At 64.2% G+C, this 16308-nt stretch carries 18 protein-coding genes; 10 read left to right on the top strand and 8 right to left on the bottom strand.

Features of this window, described 5'->3' with window-relative positions; translation table 11 throughout:
• The first annotated feature begins 33 nt into the window (after positions 1–33).
• Genes rsmI through ABFX23_RS12200 form a run of 4 tightly spaced genes read left to right on the top strand, consistent with a single transcriptional unit; the run spans position 34 to position 2846 of the window.
• On the top strand, positions 34–870 hold the full coding sequence (rsmI, locus tag ABFX23_RS12185; RefSeq protein WP_346033316.1) for a 16S rRNA (cytidine(1402)-2'-O)-methyltransferase: 837 nt from the start codon (positions 34–36) through the stop codon (positions 868–870).
• Positions 867–1217 carry a YraN family protein gene (locus ABFX23_RS12190; RefSeq protein WP_346033317.1) on the top strand — a complete coding sequence of 117 codons (351 nt, stop codon included), beginning with the start codon at positions 867–869 and terminating at the stop codon, positions 1215–1217. The genes rsmI and ABFX23_RS12190 overlap by 4 nt, the downstream gene beginning before the upstream one ends.
• 25 nt (positions 1218–1242) lie before the next feature.
• Positions 1243–2196 (top strand): glutathione synthase, encoded by a 954-nt coding sequence (gshB, locus tag ABFX23_RS12195; RefSeq protein WP_346033318.1) that lies wholly within the window; start codon positions 1243–1245, stop codon positions 2194–2196.
• A gap of 35 nt (positions 2197–2231) precedes the next feature.
• Positions 2232–2846 carry a DedA family protein gene (locus ABFX23_RS12200; RefSeq protein ID WP_346033319.1) on the top strand — a complete coding sequence of 205 codons (615 nt, stop codon included), beginning with the start codon at positions 2232–2234 and terminating at the stop codon, positions 2844–2846.
• Here the strand turns inward: ABFX23_RS12200 and ABFX23_RS12205 are convergent.
• Both ABFX23_RS12205 and hemW read right to left on the bottom strand, forming a co-directional pair.
• Positions 2843–3739 carry a tyrosine recombinase XerC gene (locus tag ABFX23_RS12205; protein ID WP_346033320.1) on the bottom strand — a complete coding sequence of 299 codons (897 nt, stop codon included), beginning with the start codon at positions 3737–3739 and terminating at the stop codon, positions 2843–2845. The two genes, ABFX23_RS12200 and ABFX23_RS12205, sit on opposite strands and share 4 nt — an antisense overlap.
• Positions 3736–4887, bottom strand: a complete 1152-nt coding sequence (hemW, locus tag ABFX23_RS12210; protein ID WP_346033321.1) for a radical SAM family heme chaperone HemW — start codon at positions 4885–4887, stop codon at positions 3736–3738. Before hemW ends, ABFX23_RS12205 begins: the two co-directional genes overlap by 4 nt.
• 47 nt (positions 4888–4934) lie before the next feature.
• On the opposite strand from hemW, the gene ABFX23_RS12215 reads away from it, so the two are divergent.
• Complete coding sequence (locus ABFX23_RS12215) at positions 4935–5477, top strand: CAP domain-containing protein (protein ID WP_346033322.1); 543 nt, start codon at positions 4935–4937, stop codon at positions 5475–5477.
• On the opposite strand, the gene rdgB is transcribed toward ABFX23_RS12215, so the two are convergent.
• Positions 5474–6103, bottom strand: a complete 630-nt coding sequence (gene rdgB, locus ABFX23_RS12220; protein ID WP_346033323.1) for an RdgB/HAM1 family non-canonical purine NTP pyrophosphatase — start codon at positions 6101–6103, stop codon at positions 5474–5476. The two genes, ABFX23_RS12215 and rdgB, sit on opposite strands and share 4 nt — an antisense overlap.
• Positions 6100–6813, bottom strand: coding sequence for a ribonuclease PH (gene rph / locus ABFX23_RS12225; protein WP_346033324.1), 714 nt, complete (start codon positions 6811–6813; stop codon positions 6100–6102). Before rph ends, rdgB begins: the two co-directional genes overlap by 4 nt.
• A gap of 59 nt (positions 6814–6872) precedes the next feature.
• Here rph and hrcA point away from each other — a divergent pair, with 59 nt between their 5' ends.
• The 3 genes from hrcA to ABFX23_RS12240 all read left to right on the top strand — a co-directional run bounded on the left by hrcA (position 6873) and on the right by ABFX23_RS12240 (position 8868).
• Positions 6873–7916 carry a heat-inducible transcriptional repressor HrcA gene (gene hrcA / locus ABFX23_RS12230; protein ID WP_346033325.1) on the top strand — a complete coding sequence of 348 codons (1044 nt, stop codon included), beginning with the start codon at positions 6873–6875 and terminating at the stop codon, positions 7914–7916.
• A gap of 8 nt (positions 7917–7924) precedes the next feature.
• Positions 7925–8503 (top strand): nucleotide exchange factor GrpE, encoded by a 579-nt coding sequence (locus ABFX23_RS12235; protein WP_346033326.1) that lies wholly within the window; start codon positions 7925–7927, stop codon positions 8501–8503.
• A 74-nt stretch (positions 8504–8577) separates the two neighbouring features.
• On the top strand, positions 8578–8868 hold the full coding sequence (locus ABFX23_RS12240; protein WP_120078570.1) for a glycine zipper domain-containing protein: 291 nt from the start codon (positions 8578–8580) through the stop codon (positions 8866–8868).
• 9 nt (positions 8869–8877) lie between these two features.
• Here the strand turns inward: ABFX23_RS12240 and ABFX23_RS12245 are convergent, their stop codons facing one another.
• From ABFX23_RS12245 to ABFX23_RS12255, 3 genes are read right to left on the bottom strand one after another with little or no spacing between them, the layout of a single operon-like run.
• Positions 8878–9582, bottom strand: coding sequence for a cysteine hydrolase family protein (locus tag ABFX23_RS12245; protein ID WP_346033327.1), 705 nt, complete (start codon positions 9580–9582; stop codon positions 8878–8880).
• 43 nt (positions 9583–9625) lie between these two features.
• The gene (locus ABFX23_RS12250) at positions 9626–10135 is read right to left on the bottom strand and encodes a vgr related protein (protein ID WP_346033328.1); all 510 of its coding nucleotides are present in this window, start codon (positions 10133–10135) and stop codon (positions 9626–9628) included.
• 13 nt (positions 10136–10148) lie between these two features.
• Positions 10149–10652, bottom strand: coding sequence for a copper chaperone PCu(A)C (locus tag ABFX23_RS12255; protein WP_346033329.1), 504 nt, complete (start codon positions 10650–10652; stop codon positions 10149–10151).
• A gap of 187 nt (positions 10653–10839) precedes the next feature.
• Here ABFX23_RS12255 and dnaK point away from each other — a divergent pair, with 187 nt between their 5' ends.
• A complete protein-coding gene (dnaK, locus tag ABFX23_RS12260) occupies positions 10840–12780 on the top strand; it encodes a molecular chaperone DnaK (protein WP_346033330.1) in 1941 nt (646 codons plus the stop codon).
• A 75-nt stretch (positions 12781–12855) separates the two neighbouring features.
• On the top strand, positions 12856–13983 hold the full coding sequence (dnaJ, locus tag ABFX23_RS12265; protein ID WP_346033331.1) for a molecular chaperone DnaJ: 1128 nt from the start codon (positions 12856–12858) through the stop codon (positions 13981–13983).
• On the opposite strand, the gene ABFX23_RS12270 is transcribed toward dnaJ, so the two are convergent.
• Positions 13980–16298, bottom strand: coding sequence for a patatin-like protein (locus ABFX23_RS12270; RefSeq protein ID WP_346033332.1), 2319 nt, complete (start codon positions 16296–16298; stop codon positions 13980–13982). The genes dnaJ and ABFX23_RS12270 overlap by 4 nt on opposite strands.
• Between the last annotated feature and the right edge of the window lie 10 nt (positions 16299–16308).

Below are 16308 nucleotides of genomic sequence, written 5' to 3' on the forward strand. Positions count from 1 at the left end.
TTGCTCCGCTGAACCTGGTCCATGGCCGCAATCGTGAGCGAACCATCTTTATCTCCCGGCCTCTATATAGTCGCAACGCCGATTGGCAATCTTGGCGACATCACCAAGCGAGCAGCCGACGTGCTGGCGCGGTGTGACGGGATTGCGTGTGAAGATACGCGCGTGACACAGAAGCTTATCAGGCACTTGGGCGTTTCCAAACCCTTGTGGCGTTATGACGATCACTCTGCGCCGAACGACCGCGCCCGGCTGATCGCGTCGATGCAGGACCGCGCTGTTGCGCTCGTGAGCGATGCCGGGATGCCGCTGGTGTCGGACCCCGGATTTCGTCTGGTGCGCGAAGCGCGCGAGGCTGGCGTGCCCGTCACCGTCCTGCCTGGAGCGAACGCGCCGCTGACCGCTCTGGCGCTGTCCGGCCTGCCCAACGACCGCTTCCTGTTCGCAGGGTTCCTGCCGCCCAAGGAGAAGGCACGGGCGGACGTGCTGGAGGAACTGGGCCGCGTCCAGTCCACGCTGATCTTTTTCGATACCGCACCGCGCCTCGCGAAAAGCCTTGCCGCCATTGCCAAGGTGCTGCCGGGCAGGGAAGTCGCCGTGGCCCGCGAACTGACCAAGATGTTCGAGGAATGCCGGCGCGGATCGCCCGAGGACCTGCTCGCCCATTACGAGGCACATCCACCCAAGGGAGAGATCGTGCTGCTGGTCGGCCCGCCGCCCGAGCAGGAGCACGATGTGCATGATGCCGACGCGATGCTGCGCGAACTGCTGGAAACCGAGAAGCCTTCGCAGGCCGCGGCACAGGTCGCCAAGCTGACCGGGCTTGACCGCAAGGCACTCTACGCCCGCGCGATGGAACTGAAATCGCAATGAAGCGCCAGCTTGCCGAACAGCGCGGCCGCAAGGCCGAGGACGAGGCCGCGCGCTGGCTGGAAGGGCAGGGCTGGCAGATCGTCGCCCGGCGCCGGAAGACCAAGGTGGGCGAGATCGACCTGGTAGCCCGGCGCGAGGGGCTGATCGCTTTCGTCGAGGTAAAGTGGCGACAACGCGCCGCTGACCTCGATCTCGCCATCGACGAGCATCGCCTCTCGCGCGTTGCCGCCGCCGCAACGAGCTTGGCGCACGAATATGCGACTTCAGGCGAGGACATGCGGATCGACGTGATCCTGCTTGCGCCGGGCACGCCGCCTCGCCACATCGAAAACGCCTGGATGCCATGATGGCCCGCAGAACAAGGAAAATACCATGAGCCTTCGCATCGCCGTGCAGATGGACCCGATGGAATCAATCAGGATCGCAGGCGATTCCAGCTTCGCGCTGATGCTGGAAGCGCAGGCGCGCGGGCACTCGCTGTGGCATTATGACGTCGCGACGCTCGCATGGAACGCGGGCAAGATCACCGCCTGGGCCAAGCCCGTCACCGTGCAGCGGGTTGAGGGCGATCACTTCTCCGCCGGGGCGCTGGCGAAGATCGACCTTGCCGAAGATATCGACGTGATCCTGATGCGGCAGGATCCCCCGTTCCACCTCGGCTACATCAGCGCCGCGCTGCTGCTGGACCGGCTGAAGGGCAGGACGCTGGTGAGCAACGATCCGCGCGAAGTCATCAACGCGCCGGAAAAGATGTTCGTGCTGGATTACGCGCGTTTCATGCCGCCCACGCTGATCGCGCGGAAGCTGGAGGACGTGCTGGAATTCCAGAAAGAGCACGGCGCCGTGGTGGTGAAACCGCTGCACGGCAATGGCGGCAAGGCGATCTTCAAGATCGACGAACGCGGGACAAACACCTCCGCCCTTTTCGAGGTGTTCAACCAGACATGGCCCGAACCGCACATGGTCCAGCCGTTCCTCCCCAGCGTAGCGGAAGGCGACAAGCGCATCGTGCTGGTGGACGGCGAGGTGGCGGGCGCGATCAACCGCAAGCCGGGCGAGGGCGAGTTCCGCTCCAACCTCGCCCAGGGCGGCTCTGCCGAGGCCGCGCAACTCACCGAGCGGGAGCAGGAAATCTGCGCCGCCATGGGTCCTGAATTGAAGCGCCGCGGGCTTACCTTCGTCGGCATCGACGTGATCGGCGGCGAATGGCTGACGGAAATCAACGTCACAAGCCCGACGGGCATTGTCGCCATCGACAAGTACAACGGCACGAACACCGCCGGAATGATCTGGGATGCGCTGGAGCGTCGGCACGCCGAGATGTGACAGGACCGATCTGCGTTACTGCGGGTTACTAGAGCATGGACACCCTCATCATCGACCTGATCGAGCGCGGCGGTTACATCGGCATCTTCCTGCTGATGGCGCTGGAGAACATCATTCCGCCCGTGCCCAGCGAAGTCATCATGGGCGTGGGCGGCCTGCTGGTGCAGCGCGGGTCGATGGAGTTCTGGCCTCTGTTGCTGATCGGCACGCTGGGTACCGTGGCCGGGAATTACTGCTGGTACTGGCTGGGGGATACGTACGGCTACCAGCGGCTCGAACCGTTCGTCGATCGCTGGGGCCGCTGGCTGACAGTAGACTGGGAGCATATCGCCAAGGCGCAGCTGTTCTTCGTCAGGCGCGGTCACTGGGTGGTGTTCCTCCTGCGCTTCTCGCCGTTCTTGCGCACGATCATCTCGCTACCCGCTGGCCTCGCTCACATGCCCAAGGGCAAGTTCCTGCTGTTCACCTTCGCCGGGTCGCTCATCTGGAATGCGCTGCTGATCAAGGGCGGAGAGTGGCTGGGACACTGGCTGGAAGATTCGCAGCACATCATCGCCTGGATCATCCTCGGGATGATTGCGCTGACAGTGGCAGGCTACGTCTGGCGCCTGTTCACCTGGACGCCCCGCGCCGAGCGTGAGGACAACTAGTCGTTTTCGCGTGGATGCGCGGAGCGGTAGGCTTCCAGCATCTTTGCTGCATCGACCTTCGTGTAGATCTGCGTCGAGCCAAGGCTCGCGTGGCCGAGAAGTTCCTGCAGGCTGCGAAGGTCCGCTCCCAACCCCAGCAGGTGCGTGGCGAAGCTGTGCCGCAGCGCGTGCGGCGTGGCGGTGGACGGCAAGCCCAGCGCCTTCCGCGCGCGGGCCATCGCCTTCTGCACAATGCCCTGTGACAAGGCTCCGCCGCGTGCGCCTTTGAACAGCGGATCCCCCTTCTCCATCGGGTGAGGGCAGGAATCGGCGTAAGCTGAAACCGCATCGCGCACAACTGGGATGAGCGGCACGACGCGCTGCTTGTTACCCTTGCCGGTCACGACCAGCGTCTCGCCCAGCGGCAGGTCGTCCACCTTCAGGGAGAGGGCTTCGGCGATGCGCAGGCCCGCCCCGTACATCAGCAACAGCACCGCAGCGTCGCGCTTTCCCGTCCAATCGCTGGCTGCGGTGCCATGCACCATTTCCGCAAGGCCGACGGCTTCATCGGGTGTGACGGGGCGCGGCAAGCCCTTCTTGATGCGCGGCCCGCGAAGGCGCGGTGCGGTGCCGGGATCGGCCCCCACCTGCTCGCGGGCGTAGGCGATGAAGCCCTTGAGCGCGGAAAGCTCCCGCGCCGCCGAAACGTTGCCGATTCCGTCGGCACGGCGGGTGGCGAGGTGGCCGCGCAGATCTCGGGCCGAGACTTTTGCCACGTCGTCCCAGTCCGAAAGGCCGATGGCCAGCAGAAGACGTTCCGCCGTGGCCACGTAAGCGCGAACCGTGTGCGGGCTTCTTCTCCTGCCGGTGGCGAGATGATCTCGCCATTGATCGAGCAGGGCCGATGCGCTCATGCCGAAACCAGTTCGTCGGCCACGATTTCAGCCAGCAGCGCGTCGAGCAGCGGCATTCCGTCCGGCGTCACCCCGATGCGCGTGCCATCCTGCCACGCCAAGCCCAGCTTAGCGTAATGCGAAAGTTTGGCGTGGTCGATCAGCGTGCCGGGATCGACCGTCAGGCGATTACCGAGCGCTTCGAGATCGACCCCTTCCGCTAGCCGCAGTCCCATCAGCAGCGCCTCCGATGCCTGCTCTCCGTGAACCAGAACGCGCTCTTCCTTCAGGCCGTGCCCGTTACGGTTGACGGCATCGAGCCAGTTCTCGGGCTTCTTGTGCCGCAGCGTGGCAAGCCCGCCGCGACGGCCGTGGGCTCCGGGTCCGATCCCGGCGTAATCCTCGTATCGCCAGTAGGTGAGATTGTGTCGGCTCTCCTCGCCAAGACGCGCGTGGTTGCTGATCTCGTAGGGTGGCAGGCCCGCTGCCTCGGTCAGTTCACGGGTCAGCGCGAAGAGGTCCGCCGCGCGGTCGTCATCCAGCGGGATGAAGCCGCCGCGTCGCACGTCGGTGGCAAAGCGAGTGCCCGGCTCGATCGTGAGCTGGTAGAGCGAGAGGTGTCCGGTGCCGAAGCCAAGGGCGCGCGAAAGCTGGTCGCGCCAGTGCGCCTCGGTCTGATCGGGCAGGGCGTAGATGAGATCGAAGGAGACGCGGTCGAACACGGCCTGCGCGGTGTCGAGTGCTTTCAGCCCTTCCGTGGCATCGTGCAATCGGCCAAGGAACATCAGCGCGCTATCGTCCAGCGATTGCAGACCCAGCGACACGCGGTTGACCCCCGCCGATGCCAGCGCGGCGAAATTCGCGGCCTCCACGGATGAAGGGTTCGCTTCCAGCGTAATCTCGATACCAGGCGCGAAGCCCCAGAGTTTCTTCACCTCGGCCAGCAGGGTTTCGACCAGTACAGGCGGCATCAGCGAAGGCGTGCCCCCTCCGAAGAAGATCGAGTGCAGCGGCTCACCGCCAGCCACTTCGGCCTCATGCCGCAGATCCGCCAGCAACGCGGCTTGCCATGCGTCTAGCTCCACGCTCTCGCGCATGTGCGAATTGAAGTCGCAGTATGGGCATTTCGCGAGGCAGAAGGGCCAGTGGATGTAAAGCGCGCGGGCCATGGGGTCGTTTTCAGTCTCCGTTAACTTGCAATAGCCAAGGTGGGCGCATGGGAAAAGGACGGGTCGCAATCGCCGCCATAATGGCTGTCGCAACGCTTGGCGCTCTGGGCACGGCGGTTTCGCCGCTGGCCGCGCAACATCGTGAGCGCATCAATCCGTTCGCCATGGGGCTGCTGGAAGAACACAACCGCGCCCGTGCCGATGTGGGCGTGCCGCGCCTCGAATGGAGCAATCGCCTGGCGCGCGAAGCGCACGAGTGGGCACAGCATCTTGCGCGACAGGGCCGGATGATCCACGCCAACCGGGAGCAGCGTGGCGGCGCGGGCGAGAATCTGTGGATGGGCCACGCCGGATACTACGGTCCGGACGTGATGGTCGGCGGCTTCGTCAACGAGCGGCAGCATTTCAGGAACGGCACTTTCCCGCAGGTCTCGCGCACCGGAAACTGGCGCGACGTCGGGCATTACACCCAGGTGATCTGGCGCGGCACACGCGAGGTCGGCTGCGCGGTTGCTAGGGGCCAGACAAACGACTTCCTCGTCTGCCGCTATTTCCCGGCGGGCAACGTCTACAACCAGACGGTTTTCTAGGCGCCGAACTGGTCGGCCTTCAGCTTGGCAAAGGCATCGGCGCGGTGGCTGATCGCGTGCTTTTCCTCCGGGTCCAGCTCGGCAAAGGTCTGCTCTCGTCCCACCGGCACGAAGACCGGATCGTACCCGAAGCCCATCGTGCCGCGCGGCGGCCAAGTGAGCGTGCCATCGGCGCGGCCTTCGTAGACGACGTGCTCGCCATCGGGCCAGGCGAGGGCGAGCACGCAGGAGAACCAGCATTCGCGGGACACGTCCGGCCCCTTGGCCTGCAACATCCCCTCGACCTTGCCCATCGCCATGTACCAGTCACGACCCGGCTCGCCTTCGAAGAACTGCCGCTCGGCCCAGTCGGCGGTGTAGACGCCGGGGCGACCGTCCAGCGCGGCGACCGACAGGCCGCTGTCATCGGCGAGGGCGGGGAGGCCCGAAGCCTCCGCCGCCGCCCGCGCCTTGATCAATGCGTTCTCGACGAAGGTGGTGCCGGTCTCGGGCGGCTCGGGCAGGCCGAGCGAACCCGCCGAGATGCAATCGAGCCCGTACGGCTCCAGCAGCTTGGCGATTTCCTTCAGCTTGCCAGCATTGTGCGTGGCAATCACCAGCTTGCCCGATCCCAGCTTGCGGCTCATTTCGTTGCCGCGTCCTGTGCCTTGAAGATTTCCGCGCAGCCCATCTGGGCGAGGCGCAGCAGGCGCAGCAGGCCTTCCTCGTCGTAGGTCGCACCTTCGGCAGTCGTCTGCACCTCGGCGATCTGGCCGCCTTCGATCAGCACGAAGTTGGCGTCGGCATCGGCGTTCGAATCCTCGTCATAGTCGAGGTCCAGCACCGGGGTGCCCTGGTGGATGCCGCAGGAGATGGCGGCGATCTTGGCCGTCAGCGGATCGTCCTTGATTGCGCCTGCTTCCATCAGCTTGTTCACCGCCATGCGCAGGGCCACCCATGCGCCGCTGATCGAAGCGGTGCGAGTGCCGCCGTCGGCCTGGATCACGTCGCAATCGAGCGTGATCTGGCGCTCACCCAGCTTCTCCATGTCGCACACGGCGCGCAAGCTGCGACCGATCAGACGCTGGATTTCCTGCGTACGCCCGCTCTGCTTGCCCTTCGCTGCTTCGCGCGAACCGCGGGTGTGCGTGGCGCGGGGAAGCATCGAGTATTCGCCCGTGACCCAACCCTGACCCTTGCCGCGCAACCACGGCGGGATGCGTTCTTCAACGCTGGCCGTGCACAGCACGCGCGTATCGCCAAAGCTGATCAGGCAGGAGCCCTCGGCGTGCTTGGTGAAGCCGGTTTCGATGGTAATGGCGCGCATTTCGTCAGGCGCGCGGCCGGAAGGTCGCATGGAATTCTCCGATTGAGGCATTTGCGACTTGCGCCCTAGCGACTAGATAAGGCGCTGTCATGGCTTCTCCACCGATCACCGAACTGACAGCGCGCGCAAAGGAGATTTTCCGCCTCGTGGTGGAGGATTACCTCGCCAGCGGGCAGCCGGTCGGCTCCAAGACCCTGGCACAGCGCGGGGAAGTGAACCTGTCGCCCGCTTCGATCCGCTCCGTGCTGAGTGAACTGGAAGGGGTCGGCCTGCTGGCAGCGCCGCACACCAGTGCCGGGCGAATGCCGACGGACCTTGGTCTGCGCCTGTTCGTGGACGGTATCATGCAGGTTGCCGAGCCGACGCAGGCGGAGCGCGCAGCCATCGCCAAGCAACTGGCGACACCCGGTCCGATTGAGGAAGCGCTGGAGACCACCAGTGCGCTTCTTTCCAACCTATCCGGCGCAGCGGGAATGGTGATGGTGCCCCAGCGCGAGGCGCGGCTTACCCAGTTGAGCCTCGTCCCGCTTGACCAGACCCGCGCTCTCGCGGTGCTGGTGGGCGAGGACGGGCATGTCGAGAACCGCGTGCTTGAACTCGACGCACCCGTTTCACCCAGCGCCTTGCAGGAGGCGGGCAATTACATCTCCGCCCGCTTGCAGGGCCGTACGCTGGCCGAGGCGGGCAAGGCCATGCAGGCCGAGATCGCGTCGGGCAAGAGCGCGCTGGACGAGGCCAGCCAACGCCTGGTAGAAGCCGGGATCGCCACATGGACCGAGGATGCGGCCAAGCGCCCTGTCCTGATCGTGCGCGGCGCGTCCAACCTGATCGACGAAAGCGCGGCGACGGACCTCGAGCGTGTGCGGCAATTGCTCGACGACCTTGAAAACAAGCAGTCGGTGGCGCAATTGCTCGACAGCGCGCGGCAGGCGGAATCGACCCGGATATTCATCGGGGCAGAGAATCGGCTGTTCGCATTGTCCGGCTCGTCCGTCATCGCCGCCCCCTATCGCGACCGCGAGGGCAAGGTGGTCGGCGTGCTGGGCGTAATCGGTCCCACGCGCTTGAATTACGCGCGCGTGGTTCCCATGGTGGACTTCACCGCCCATTCCCTGGGCAAGAGATTTGGTTAGCGAGACACATGATCGAGAACGACAAGAACCGCGACGAAGCGGTTGAAAAGGAATTGGAAGGCGTACCCGAGGAACTGCTGTCGGACGAGCCGACGGAAGAAGAGCAGGGCGGTTTCGAACAGGAACTGGCGCAGCTGCGGTCCGACCTCGAAGCGGCCAAGCAGGAAACGCTCTACGCCAAGGCCGAAGCGCAGAACCAGCGCCGCCGCCTCGAGAAAGAGGTGCAGGACGCGCGCGCCTATGCCGCGACCGGCTTTGCCCGCGACATTCTGAGCGTTGCCGACAACCTCGCCCGCGCTATCGACGCGATCCCGGAAGACCTGCGCGAAGACAGCAAGTTCAAGGGCCTTGTCGCCGGTATCCAGGCGACCCAGCGCGAGCTGGACAAGGTCTTCAGCCAGCACGGCATCACCCGCATCGCGGCTATGGGCCTGCCGCTCGACCCGAACCAGCACCAGGCGATGATGGAAGTGCCCACCGACGAGGCCGAGCCCGGCACCGTGGTGCAGGAAATGCAGGCCGGCTACATGATCAAGGATCGCCTGCTGCGTGCCAGCATGGTGGGTGTTGCGAAGAAGCCCGAATAAGGCGCGGATTCGCGGAACCGATTGGCATGACCAACCGTAAGTCCCTCAATACGGGGGACTTACGGAGAATCGCCATGAATACGAAATTGCTACTCGCCCCCGCGCTGGTCGCCTCGACGATGGGTCTTGGTGCCTGCGCAGACAACTATGCGGTTGAGGGTGGCCTTGCCGGTGCCGCCGCCGGCGCAGCGGGTGCCGCCCTGCTTGGCGGCGATATCGAGACCTACGCGCTTGCCGGTGCCGCAATCGGCGGCGTTGTCGGCTACGCTACCGACAAGAACGACCGCTGCGACGGCTACTACGGCGACGGTCGCTACGTCGATGACGACTGCCGCGGCTACGACGGTTACGAGCGCTACTGGTAAGCGCGCAGATCAGGCGGCTGCTTCGGCAGCCGCCTGTTTCGCCAACATACCTTCAAGTTCGTCGACGGTTCGCAGGTCTGCGAAGACCAGCGCCATGCTGTCGAGCGTGCCTGCATGGGCCTCATCGCTTAGTGCCGCACAGGCGTCGACAGCCATGATCACGCGGTAGTTGAGCTGCATGGCATCGCGCGCCGTGCTTTCGCAGCAGCAATTGGTCAGTGTGCCGGAGATCAGCAGGTTCTCGATGCCGTGTTCGGACAGGATGGAGTGCAGGTCGCAGGTGCCCGGCGTGAAAGCGCTGAAGCGATGCTTGTCGACCAGCAAATCTGCAGCGTCGACCTCGATCTCCGGCCACATTTGCCAGTAATCCGCGCCCTTCGTAAATGCCTCACGGTGGGCGGCTATACCGTCCATCATGCGCTCGGCAAAAATGGGCCAGGCCGCCGGACCATCGGGATCGGGCGTGGTGAAGCGCAGGAAGACATTGACCCCGCTGGCATCGCGCACCGCGCGGCTCAAGCGGTTGATCTCGTCTACCACGCCTCGCGCTTCGGGCACCTCCACCGGCGCACCTTCGGCAACGAAGCCGTTCTGCATGTCCACGATCAGGTGCGCGGTCTTCGCAGGATCGATCGATTGCCAGATATTCCCGATATCCCCGCGCACTTCGGCGTGGCTCTTCAGGATGGCTGCGTGGTCTACCTTGTGCGGCATCGACGGTCCCTTTCTCTCCTTGCGCTTCGCGGCTTCTCTCTTGCTAGCCCGGCCTTGCTGCTCCGGGAAAATTCACCAGCACATCATATGCAGCAGGGTCGCCAACGCCAGCCAGTTTGTAACCGTTACGTAGCAGGAAGGCATGCTCGACGATGCGCGCCTGCTGCTCGATGCCGTACTTTGTCAGCGGCCATCCCGGTTTCAGCGAATAGTCGTAAGTCGCCCACGGCATCCGGTTCAGGACCAGGTACCAGTCTCCGCGCGTCTGGGTCTGCCAGACATGGGTCATTTCGTGGATGAACAGCGCCTGCCGAGTAACGGGTACGCTGGCGAAATCATCGCAATAGGTATCGCCCAGAGGATGGAAATGGATATGGCCGCGCGGAGCCATGGTGATCCGTCTGGGCTGGAAGAACGCCCATTTCCGGCGCCTTATACGGACTTTCGCATAATCGATGGCATCGCCGAACATGCTGCGGGCAAGCGCAACCTCTCCCTCGCTCAGTGGCCTTTCGCCGCCGACGGGGCAGGAGGCCGCGCTGCCTGCATCCATTATTCCGCCCAAATTATTCCGGGTCGCCGCCAGGCGCATCGCCCGGAGCACGGATTTCTACCGGGAAGCTAACCTTGTCGCCACCGACGAAGGTCAGCGTGACTTCGGTCTCTCCGCCGACTTCCAGCGTGTCGGCCAGGTCCATCGCCATCACGTGATAGCTCTCCGGCTCGAATGCCAGGTTGCCGCCCGCGGGCACATCGAGCTGCATCACCTCATCCATGGAAGGCTGCAGGTTCCACTCGCTCATCTGGTGGAGCATGGCGCTGCCCGCACCTTCCACGTAGGCGGAGCGGATCATGCGATTGGTATCGCTCGAATTGCTGACGGTGAAATAGACGGCTGCCGGATTTCCGGAGACGGCGGGAAGGGCCATCCAGCCATCGGAAACGGTGATGCCGGCAGGGGCATCGGGTTCCGCGTCCGCCGCGGGCTCCTCGGCGTCACCGCCGCAGGCTGCCGTTGCCATGACCAGGCCCAGCGCCGCCACGGAAGCCAGAATGCTCTTTGTATTCATCGAATTCCCCTCTCAGAAGATGCGCGGATTTCTAGTCGCCGTGCTCCCTTGTGCCAAGCAAAACCGCTCCTATATCCGCCTTCGACACACAGCTTTTCACGAGCTGCCGAGTGGCCTTGCCATCAGGATCCCCGCGGGATCGGGGGGCCGAACGTGCAGCGTCCAACACTGAAAGAGATGGGGAATTATGAGCAAGATTATCGGTATCGACCTTGGCACCACCAACAGCTGCGTCGCCGTGATGGAAGGCGGCAAGCCCAAGGTTATCGAGAATTCCGAAGGCGCGCGCACGACGCCCTCGATCGTGGCCTTCACCAAGGATGACGAGCGCCTGATCGGCCAGCCTGCCAAGCGCCAGGCCGTCACCAACCCGGACAATACCCTGTTCGCGATCAAGCGCCTGATCGGTCGTCGGTTCGACGATCCGACCACCAAGAAGGACATGGACATCGTTCCCTATGACATCGTCAAGGGCAAGAATGGCGATGCCTGGGTCGAAGCAGGCGGCGAAGAGTATTCGCCCAGCCAGATTTCCGCCTTCATCCTGCAGAAGATGAAGGAAACCGCCGAGAGCTATCTTGGCGAAACCGTGACCAAGGCGGTCATCACCGTTCCCGCCTACTTCAACGATGCGCAGCGCCAGGCAACCAAGGATGCCGGCCAGATCGCCGGGCTTGAAGTAGAGCGCATCATCAACGAGCCTACTGCGGCCGCGCTCGCCTATGGCATGGACAAGGAAGACGGCAAGACCATCGCCGTCTACGACCTTGGCGGCGGTACCTTCGACGTCTCGATCCTCGAAATCGGGGACGGCGTGTTCGAAGTGAAGTCGACCAACGGCGACACCTTCCTGGGCGGTGAAGACTTCGACAACGCAATCGTCGATTACCTGGCCGAGCAGTTCAAATCCAAGGAAAACATGGACCTGAAGACCGACAAGCTCGCTCTTCAGCGCCTGAAGGAAGCTGCCGAAAAGGCCAAGATCGAGCTTTCCAGCAGCCAGACCACGGAAGTGAACCTGCCGTTCATCACCGCGCGCATGGAAGGTGGCTCGTCCACTCCGCTGCACCTGGTGGAAACGATCAGCCGCTCCAAGCTGGAGCAACTGGTGGGTGATCTCATCAAGCGCACGCTGGAGCCGTGCAAGAAGGCGCTGGCCGACGCCGGCGTTGCCAAGGACGGCATCGACGAAGTGATCCTGGTGGGCGGCATGACCCGCATGCCCAAGGTTCGCGAAGTGGTGGAAGAGTTCTTCGGTTCTAAGCCGCATACCGGCGTGAACCCGGACGAAGTCGTGGCCATGGGCGCTGCCATCCAGGCAGGGGTTCTGCAGGGCGACGTGAAGGATGTGCTGCTGCTCGACGTGACCCCGCTTTCACTGGGCATCGAGACGCTGGGCGGCGTGTTCACCCGCATGATCGACCGCAACACCACGATCCCGACCAAGAAGACGCAGGTCTACTCCACCGCCGAGGACAACCAGGGCGCTGTGACGATCCGCGTATTCCAGGGCGAGCGTGAAATGGCGGCGGACAACAAGCTGCTCGGCCAGTTCGACCTTGTCGGCATTCCTCCCGCACCGCGCGGCGTGCCGCAGATCGAAGTGACTTTCGACATCGACGCCAACGGCATCGTGAACGTGTCCGCCAAGGACAAGGGCACGGGCAAGGAACAGCAGATCCGCATCCAGGCCTCCGGCGGCCTATCGGATTCCGACATCGAACAGATGGTGCAGGATGCCGAGAAGTTCGCCGACGAGGACAAGAAGCGCCGCGAATCCGCCGAAGTCCGCAACAACCTCGACAGCCTGGTGCACGCCACCGAGAAGCAGCTCGAGGAAAACGGCGACAAGATCGACGCTGGCCTGAAGGGCGAGATCGAAACCGCGGTTTCCGAAGCGAAGGAAGCTCTGGAAGGCGGCGAGATCGAAGCCATGAAGGCCAAGAGCGAAGCCTTGACGCAGGTCGCCATGAAGATGGGCCAGGCCATTTACGAGAAGGAACAGGCTGCCGGCGCTGATGCCGCTGCCGACGCCGCCGCATCCGACGATGCCTCCGCGCCCGGCGAGGAGGAAGAGGTTGTCGATGCCGAGTTCACCGAGGTGGACGAAGACAACGGCAAGTCCTGATCGGTTTAATGATGGACAAACCAACCGCCACCGACGCTTCCCGCGCCGGTGGCGGTACGGTTTGGGGGTTCTTTAATGTCTGCGACTGAAGTCGATTTCTACGAACTGCTTGGTGTCTCGCGCGATGCCGATGGCGCGACGGTCAAGTCCGCCTATCGCAAGATGGCGATGAAATACCATCCGGATCGCAATCCGGGCGATGCCGAGGCGGAAGCCCGGTTCAAGGCGTGCAGCGCCGCCTACGAAGTGCTGAAAGATCCGCAGAAGCGCGCGGCCTACGACCGCTACGGCCACGAAGCCTTCCAGCAGGGCATGGGTGGCGGTGGTGGCCATCACGGCGCCGAGTTCAGCGATCTCGGCGATATTTTTGAAACGATTTTCGGCAGCGCGTTCGGCGGCGGTGCCAGCGGCCGGGCCCGTCCGCGTCGCGGGGCGGACCTGCGCTACGACATGCAGGTTTCGCTGGAAGAAGCGTTTCACGGCAAGTCCACTCAGATCACCGTCGAAGTGGCCGCGACCTGCGACACCTGCGAAGGCTCCGGCGCGGAGCCGGGCACCGGCAAGCGTCGCTGCGAACTGTGTCACGGCCACGGCAAGGTTCGCGCGCAGCAGGGCCTGTTCGTGATCGAACGCCCGTGCCCCACATGCAGCGGCCGCGGCGAAGTGCTGGAACAGCATTGCCATTCGTGCCGTGGCGAGGGCCGCGTGGACCAGGAACAGGTTCTCGATGTCGAGATACCGCCCGGTGTCGATAACGGCACCCGCATCCGCCTCTCCGGCAAGGGCGAGGCCGGTCCCATGGGCGCACCGGCGGGCGACCTCTACATTTTCGTGCACATCAAGGAACACCCCGTCTTCGCCCGCGAAGGCACGGCCCTGTTCACCCGCGTGCCTGTCAGCTTCACAGTTGCCGCGCTGGGAGATACAATCGAAATTCCCGGTCTCGATGGCGAGAAGCACTCGATCGATATTCCTGCCGGCATCCAGTCCGGCAAGCAGCTGCGCAAGCGCGGCGCCGGCATGCCCGTGCTGCAAGGGCGCGGTCGCGGCGATCTGGTGGTCGAAGTAATGGTGGAAACGCCCACCAAGCTCTCATCCCGCCAGAAGGAACTTCTGCGTGAATTCCGCGAGACCGAAACGGGCGAGGAATGCCCGGAAAGCCGCGGCTTCTTCGACAAGCTAAAGGATGCCTTCGGGGGCTAACCCGCTCCCAGCTTGGCTATGATCTCACCCCGCAGCGCCGCGATCAGTCGCGGGCTGCAATTATCGCGCGCGTCCTCCTCGTCGCAGATTGCCAGGAAAGCATCGCGCTTCACGGCCAGGCAATGCGCCTCGTCGTGGCCGCCGGGGATTGTCGAACAGACGAGGTCGATCATCCGTTCGGCACCGTGAAGGCGACCCCAGAGATAATCGTTCTCGCGGTAGGCGCGGCTGAAGAAGGCGCCGAAATTGAAGAACTCGGTGCCTCTCAACGTGGCCGCCGTGCCGCCATCGCGGATGGCCTTGGCGTCTTCCGGGCTGATCCGGTCGACCTTCACCGGGTCAAATTCCGTCAGGCCCTCGTTCCTCAGCAGTGGAAGCGTGGCCACGTCGTAGAACGGGAAGCCGAGGTAGGCGAGCAGTACGCGACGCCGCAGGTCCTTGGGCATCGCACCCAGCGCCTCGCAAAGCACCTCTTCCGCCGCTTCGTCCGTTGCCCGCAATGCGCGCCGCTGGGCCAGTTCATCGAGGAACCGCGCTGGATCGTCCATCACCCCTGCGGCAATATCGTCGAAACCGGCGCCGAGATTCTGCGGGTCTTCCTTCGCGAAATAAAGCGTCAGCGTGCGATAAACGGCGTCCCGCGCGTCCTCCAGGCCCTCGTCCGGGATATCGGGATCGTGCTCCCAGTCACGTGAGAGCCTGCGGGCCAGCAGGCGGAGGCGGCGGATGCGGAAGGCAAGGTCATGGTCGCGGAAGAACGCGATCGCCGCCTCGCTCGCGCCGCTGCCCTTGGCCGCGCTCAGACTGCTCATGTCGTGCGCGTCGATTTCCTGCCGCAGACGCGCCGCGATAACGGGTGCGCCGGGCATTTCCGCCGTGTTGGCGGCCCGTCGAGCGAGGTCTGCCAGCCTGTCGATAATGCCGCTGAGCTTCGCCTGCGCGTAGGACTGAAAGGCGTAACCGGCCTGTTCCGCCGCTGCCTGCTGGGCCCGCGCGCGCCAGTTGGCGAGGCGCTTGCGATTGGGGCGATCGAGGAACAGCGTTCGGCCAAAAAGCCTGTCCACCGCGCCTTCCACTTCAGGACGCAGCGCCGCCACCATCTTGCGCAACCGCTCCGCTTCGCGCGTCTGCTCTTCCAGCACTTCGAGGTTATCGCGGATCGGCTGTTCGCGTGGGATGGCGGAGAGCGAGCCCGCAATGGCACCGAAGAAACTCACCGGCTTGACGGCCTCGCCTTCCTCGGGACGCGGACGGCGAGGGGAGGGATCGATATAGACGAAGCGCCGGTCCACCTCGCGTTGAGCCGGCCGCACGGTGAGAGCCTCGATAGCACCCTCGAACGGCGCGTTGTTCAGCACCGACCCATCGACCAGCGCGACATGATCCACCGTGCCACGCTTCACGTGGGTTGGCATGATGCGGCGCAGGAACTGTTCGCGTTCCTGCCAGTCTCCGCCGCAAACCTCGTCGATCTCTGCAATTCGCAGAGGAGGAAAAGCGCCCGGAAAACTCGCGGTCGCGCGTGCAGCAAGGGTGAGTTCGCACAGCCGCGCAAGGTTCTGACCACCGTCGAGCGGGGTGTGGGCACGAAAGCCGATGGGCATACGGTGTTCCGGTTCCTCCACCTGCGGCGGGCTGTTGAGCCTGAGAGTCTCGAGCCGCCCGCGAAAATCGGTAGCCGTTACCAGAAGGTCGAGCGGATGGCGCGGCGGCAGGAGCGGGGCGCCGGACTGGCTCTGCTCCATTGCCAACAGGGCGTTATGGATGAGCCGCGAGAAGCCCGCACCGGAGAACGGCGGTTCGAACCAGCGCCCGCGCACCAGGCTCGAAATCTTGCGCCGAACCTCGGTTCGGGTTTCGACCGCAACGGTTTCTGTCACGGTGTTGCCCGGGCCGCGCGTCAGATACCAGACGATCGGCCGCATGTAGACGCGCGCTGCGGGCGACCATGGCCGTGCCTCGGGCTCCACCAGTCGCTCGACATCGGCGTTCTTCAGCCACAGTTCCGTCAGCGGCTCCAGGCTCTGGCCGGAATGGATGGCCTGGGCAAGAAACACGGCGTTGATCCCGCCTGCACTGGCCCCGGTGATGATATCGGGCAGGATCCGCAGGCGCAGGCCGCGCTCTTCCTCGATATGGCGCAGCATATCATGGTAAACCGCCTCGACACCCGATAGTCGAGCGCGATCCGAAGCATGGTAGGCCCGGCTGGCGCGAGCGAGCTTCCAGATTTCCTTGGTAACGCCGTGCATGTAGACCGCCAGGCTGACACCGCCATAACAGACTAGCGCAATTCTTAGCTCTTTCTGCCGCATCACCTGTTCA

The organism is Erythrobacter westpacificensis, from assembly GCF_039542285.1.
In the GTDB taxonomy this organism is placed as follows: Bacteria; Pseudomonadota; Alphaproteobacteria; order Sphingomonadales; family Sphingomonadaceae; genus Alteraurantiacibacter; species Alteraurantiacibacter westpacificensis.

Coding starts and splice junctions, on each gene's coding strand:
- ABFX23_RS12190 (WP_346033317.1), top strand. CDS start 867: ATGAAGCGCCAGCTTGCCGAACAGCGCGGCCGCAAGGCCGAGGACGAG.
- gshB (WP_346033318.1), top strand. CDS start 1,243: ATGAGCCTTCGCATCGCCGTGCAGATGGACCCGATGGAATCAATCAGG.
- ABFX23_RS12200 (WP_346033319.1), top strand. CDS start 2,232: ATGGACACCCTCATCATCGACCTGATCGAGCGCGGCGGTTACATCGGC.
- ABFX23_RS12205 (WP_346033320.1), bottom strand. CDS start 3,739: ATGAGCGCATCGGCCCTGCTCGATCAATGGCGAGATCATCTCGCCACC.
- hemW (WP_346033321.1), bottom strand. CDS start 4,887: ATGGCCCGCGCGCTTTACATCCACTGGCCCTTCTGCCTCGCGAAATGC.
- ABFX23_RS12215 (WP_346033322.1), top strand. CDS start 4,935: ATGGGAAAAGGACGGGTCGCAATCGCCGCCATAATGGCTGTCGCAACG.
- rdgB (WP_346033323.1), bottom strand. CDS start 6,103: ATGAGCCGCAAGCTGGGATCGGGCAAGCTGGTGATTGCCACGCACAAT.
- rph (WP_346033324.1), bottom strand. CDS start 6,813: ATGCGACCTTCCGGCCGCGCGCCTGACGAAATGCGCGCCATTACCATC.
- hrcA (WP_346033325.1), top strand. CDS start 6,873: ATGGCTTCTCCACCGATCACCGAACTGACAGCGCGCGCAAAGGAGATT.
- ABFX23_RS12235 (WP_346033326.1), top strand. CDS start 7,925: ATGATCGAGAACGACAAGAACCGCGACGAAGCGGTTGAAAAGGAATTG.
- ABFX23_RS12240 (WP_120078570.1), top strand. CDS start 8,578: ATGAATACGAAATTGCTACTCGCCCCCGCGCTGGTCGCCTCGACGATG.
- ABFX23_RS12245 (WP_346033327.1), bottom strand. CDS start 9,582: ATGCCGCACAAGGTAGACCACGCAGCCATCCTGAAGAGCCACGCCGAA.
- ABFX23_RS12250 (WP_346033328.1), bottom strand. CDS start 10,135: ATGGATGCAGGCAGCGCGGCCTCCTGCCCCGTCGGCGGCGAAAGGCCA.
- ABFX23_RS12255 (WP_346033329.1), bottom strand. CDS start 10,652: ATGAATACAAAGAGCATTCTGGCTTCCGTGGCGGCGCTGGGCCTGGTC.
- dnaK (WP_346033330.1), top strand. CDS start 10,840: ATGAGCAAGATTATCGGTATCGACCTTGGCACCACCAACAGCTGCGTC.
- dnaJ (WP_346033331.1), top strand. CDS start 12,856: ATGTCTGCGACTGAAGTCGATTTCTACGAACTGCTTGGTGTCTCGCGC.
- ABFX23_RS12270 (WP_346033332.1), bottom strand. CDS start 16,298: ATGCGGCAGAAAGAGCTAAGAATTGCGCTAGTCTGTTATGGCGGTGTC.